Source organism: Streptomyces sporangiiformans (assembly GCF_005768555.2).
In the GTDB taxonomy this organism is placed as follows: domain Bacteria; phylum Actinomycetota; class Actinomycetes; order Streptomycetales; family Streptomycetaceae; genus Streptomyces; species Streptomyces sporangiiformans.
On sequence record NZ_VCHX02000243.1, the window covers coordinates 1 to 3,260 of the forward strand.

Sequence of the window (3,260 nt, forward strand, 5' to 3'; positions counted from 1 at the left end):
CGGGGTCTGGGGCGGAGCCCCAGAAGGATGGGACGGGTAGGGGCGGCGGGGGCGAAAAAACCTTCCCGTCACCCCAACCGCTTCGTCAGCGTGTACTCCGTGATCCCCGGCGGGTAGTCGGGGATCACGCACACCACCTCGTAGCCCTGCTTCTTGTAGAACTCGGGGGCCTGGAAGTCCCACGTCTCCACGCGCGAGTTGTGACAACCGCGCTCGGCCGCGGCCAACCGCTCCGCCTCGGCCAGCAGCCGCCCCCCGACCCCGAGCCCCTGGTGCCGTTCGTCGACCCAGAGGTACGTCACATGGAGCCAGCTCGTCCAGGTGTGGCCGACGAGACCGCCCGCCAGATCATCCCGCTCGTCCAACGCCCATACGTGGAGCGGTACTTCACGTTCGCCAGGAGTGCCGCGCAGAGACCGGAGCACGGAAGAAGCCGCCGTGTTGGCCTCCCGGAGCCGGGAACGCAGCAACTGGCTAAACTCTTTGTCGACTCCTGTCTCCATACGAAACATACGGCTCACCATAAACGCGCTGGCCAATCAGTTCTGCAATTTACCTTCCGCTCCTGCCACCCGGCCTTACTCTGATGAACAGCACCGGTGGGGGCCGGTGCTGATCAGGGGGCGAGACAGTCGGGTACGACGCCCGGAGTGGGGGTAGCAGTCCCAGCACGGCGGCGGCCGTGCGGCTGCGGCAGCCCATTCCCGGGTCCTGGGGGCTTGGGAACGAACACTCCGGGCGCCGTACCCGCGCAGGTCGTCCCCCGACCAGTGGGGGTATCAGTGGTTCGCATCCGTGTCCTGGTCGTCGACGACCACCGCATCTTCGCCGAGTCGCTCGCCGCGGCCCTTGCCGCGGAGCCCGACGTCGACGTCTCCGCAGCCGGCAGCGGCCCCGCCGCGCTGCGCTGCCTGGAGCGAGCGGCGGCGGAAGGCCGCAGGTTCGACGTGCTGCTCGTCGACGCCGACCTGGGGGGCAACGTTCCGGGCGCCCGCCCGGCCGTATCCGTGCACGACAACAACGAGGAAGGCCTGGTCGACGGCATCTCCCTGGTCGCGGGCGTCCGTTCGGGCCAGCCCGCCGTCCGGACGGTCGTCCTCGCCGAGAAGGACGACCCGCGCCGCGCCGCCCTCGCCCTGCAGGCCGGTGCGTCGGGCTGGGTCGCCAAGGACTGCTCGCTGTCCAGGCTGCTGACGGTCATCCGGGGTGTGCTGCGGGACGAGACGCATCTGCCGCCCGCGCTCCTCACGGGCGTGCTGCGTGAACTCACCGCCGCGCGCAAGCACCGCACCGAGAGCGAGCGGCTCGTCGAGTCCCTCACCCCGCGTGAGCGCGAGGTGCTGCGGTGCATGGTCGCGGGCCTGGGGCGCAAGGCCGTCGCCGAGCGCCTGTTCCTCTCCCCGCACACCGTCCGCACGCATATGCAGAACGTGCTGGGGAAGCTGGGCGTGCACTCGACCCTCGCCGCCGTGGCGCTCGCCCGCCGCGCCGGGGTGGGGCCCGTCGACCTAGCCGGGGATGTTGTCGAACGGGGCGGTCAGCTGGCGTAGCAGCCCGGCCAGTTCGCCGCGCTGGGCGGTGGTGAGCTCCGCCAGGATCGCCCGCTCCTGTTCGAGGAGCCCGGCGAGGGACTGGTCCGCGCGGTCGCGTCCCTCCGCCGTCAGCCGCACCAGCACGCCTCGGCGGTCGCTGGGGTCGGGAAGCCGCTCCACCAGGCCCTTCTTCGCCAGACGGTCGATACGGTTCGTCATCGTGCCGGATGTCACGAGGGTCTGGGTGAGCAGCTGGCCGGGGGAGAGCTGGTAGGGGGTCCCGGCACGCCTCAGTGCCGTCAGGACGTCGAACTCCCAGGGCTCCAGGTTGTGCTCGGCGAACGCCAGACGGCGTGCGCGGTCCAGGTGCCGTGCCAGTCTGCTCACGCGGCTGAGCACTTCCAGCGGCTCCACGTCGAGGTCGGGGCGCTCGCGGCGCCATGCTGCGACCAGTCGATCGACCTCGTCCTCCATGACGATCAGTGTAATGGTTGTGTCGACGTGAAGTCTCTTGACGTCAAGATACTTGCGGTGTGAGGGTGGAGATCACCTCAGCCCGTGACTTCCCACGGGTGACAGTGACTTCGTCTGCGAGGAGGCCCTCCATGCCCGCCGCCACTCCCACCTGGGACCCGGGTCAGTACCTGCGCCACGCCGAGCACCGCGCCCGCCCCTTCGCCGACCTCCTCGCCCGCGTGCCGGCCCTGCCCGCGGACCCGGCCCGCATCGCCGACCTGGGCTGCGGCCCCGGCAACGTCACGACCCAGCTCGCCGAGCGCTGGCCGACCGCACACATCACCGGGTACGACAACTCCCGGGAAATGCTCGCCCGGGCCGAGGCGTACGCGGGTGGCACGGCCGGGGGTGGCCAGCTCGACTTCGCCCACGCGGACCTCACGGAGTGGGGGCCCACGGAGACGTACCACCTGATTGCCTCGAACGCGGCCCTCCACTGGGTTCCGGGTCATCTGGACGCGTTCTCGGGCTGGCTCGACGCGGTGGCGCCCGGCGGCGTGTTCGCGTTCCAGGTCCCCAACAATCTCGACGCCCCCCTGCACTCCCTGCTGCGCGAACTCGCCGTCTCCGCACGCTGGCGCGACCGGCTCGGCGACGCCGTCCGCCACGAGGACTCGGTGCACGCCCCGACCGTCTATCTCGACCGGCTGGCCCGGCTGGGCTGCGACGCCGACGTCTGGGAGACGACGTACATGCAGCTCCTCCACGGGCAGGACCCCGTCCTCGACTGGGCCAAGGGCACGGCCCTCCGCCCCGCCCTCACGGTCCTCTCGGCCGACCCCGAGGCGAGGGATGCCTTCGTGGCCGAGTACCGCGACCTGCTCCGCGAGGCCTACCCGACGGCTCCCTACGGCACGGTTCTGCCCTTCCGTCGCCTCTTCGTCGTCGCCCGGAAGGGGTGAGGCGCGGGGTGGCCCGCGGCGGGTCAGGAGCGGGGTGGCGGTGGTGTGGCCGAGGCGTTTCGGGGCCGCCGGGCAATGTTGTGCAGATTATTGACGGCGGTTTGGACCGCGCCTATCTTCGCGATGTCCCTCCCCCCGCTCAAGGGAGCCCGCGATGCCCGCGTCCCCAGCAGCATCCCCGTCCCCGTCCCCGGCCACCTCGCCGTCCCCTGAGTCCGCACGTCAGTTGCGCCGTGTCGCGCTGTCCGGACTGCTCGGTACCGCCGTGGAGTTCTACGACTTCCTCGTCTACGGAACGGTCGCCGCGCTC

General features: G+C 71.0%; 4 protein-coding genes and 1 pseudogene. 3 read left to right on the forward strand and 2 right to left on the reverse strand.

Features of this window, described 5'->3' with window-relative positions; translation table 11 throughout:
- Positions 1-68: 68 nt before the first annotated feature.
- Positions 69-524, reverse strand: coding sequence for a GNAT family N-acetyltransferase (locus FGD71_RS35190; RefSeq protein ID WP_119104622.1), 456 nt, complete (start codon positions 522-524; stop codon positions 69-71).
- 258 nt (positions 525-782) lie between these two features.
- Between FGD71_RS35190 and FGD71_RS35195 the strand changes: the two genes are divergently transcribed.
- Entirely contained in the window at positions 783-1,550 is a 768-nt protein-coding gene (locus tag FGD71_RS35195) for a LuxR C-terminal-related transcriptional regulator (RefSeq protein ID WP_119104619.1), read from the forward strand.
- Here FGD71_RS35195 and tamR read toward each other — a convergent pair.
- Entirely contained in the window at positions 1,509-2,006 is a 498-nt protein-coding gene (gene tamR, locus FGD71_RS35200; protein WP_119104620.1) for a MarR family transcriptional regulator TamR, read from the reverse strand. The two genes, FGD71_RS35195 and tamR, sit on opposite strands and share 42 nt — an antisense overlap.
- Positions 2,007-2,137: 131 nt before the next feature.
- Here tamR and FGD71_RS35205 point away from each other — a divergent pair, with 131 nt between their 5' ends.
- Together FGD71_RS35205 and FGD71_RS49325 are read left to right on the forward strand one after the other, a co-directional pair.
- A complete protein-coding gene (locus FGD71_RS35205; protein ID WP_119104621.1) occupies positions 2,138-2,950 on the forward strand; it encodes a trans-aconitate 2-methyltransferase in 813 nt (270 codons plus the stop codon).
- A 154-nt stretch (positions 2,951-3,104) separates the two neighbouring features.
- Positions 3,105-3,260, forward strand: a pseudogene (locus FGD71_RS49325) (MFS transporter); the annotation flags it as partial.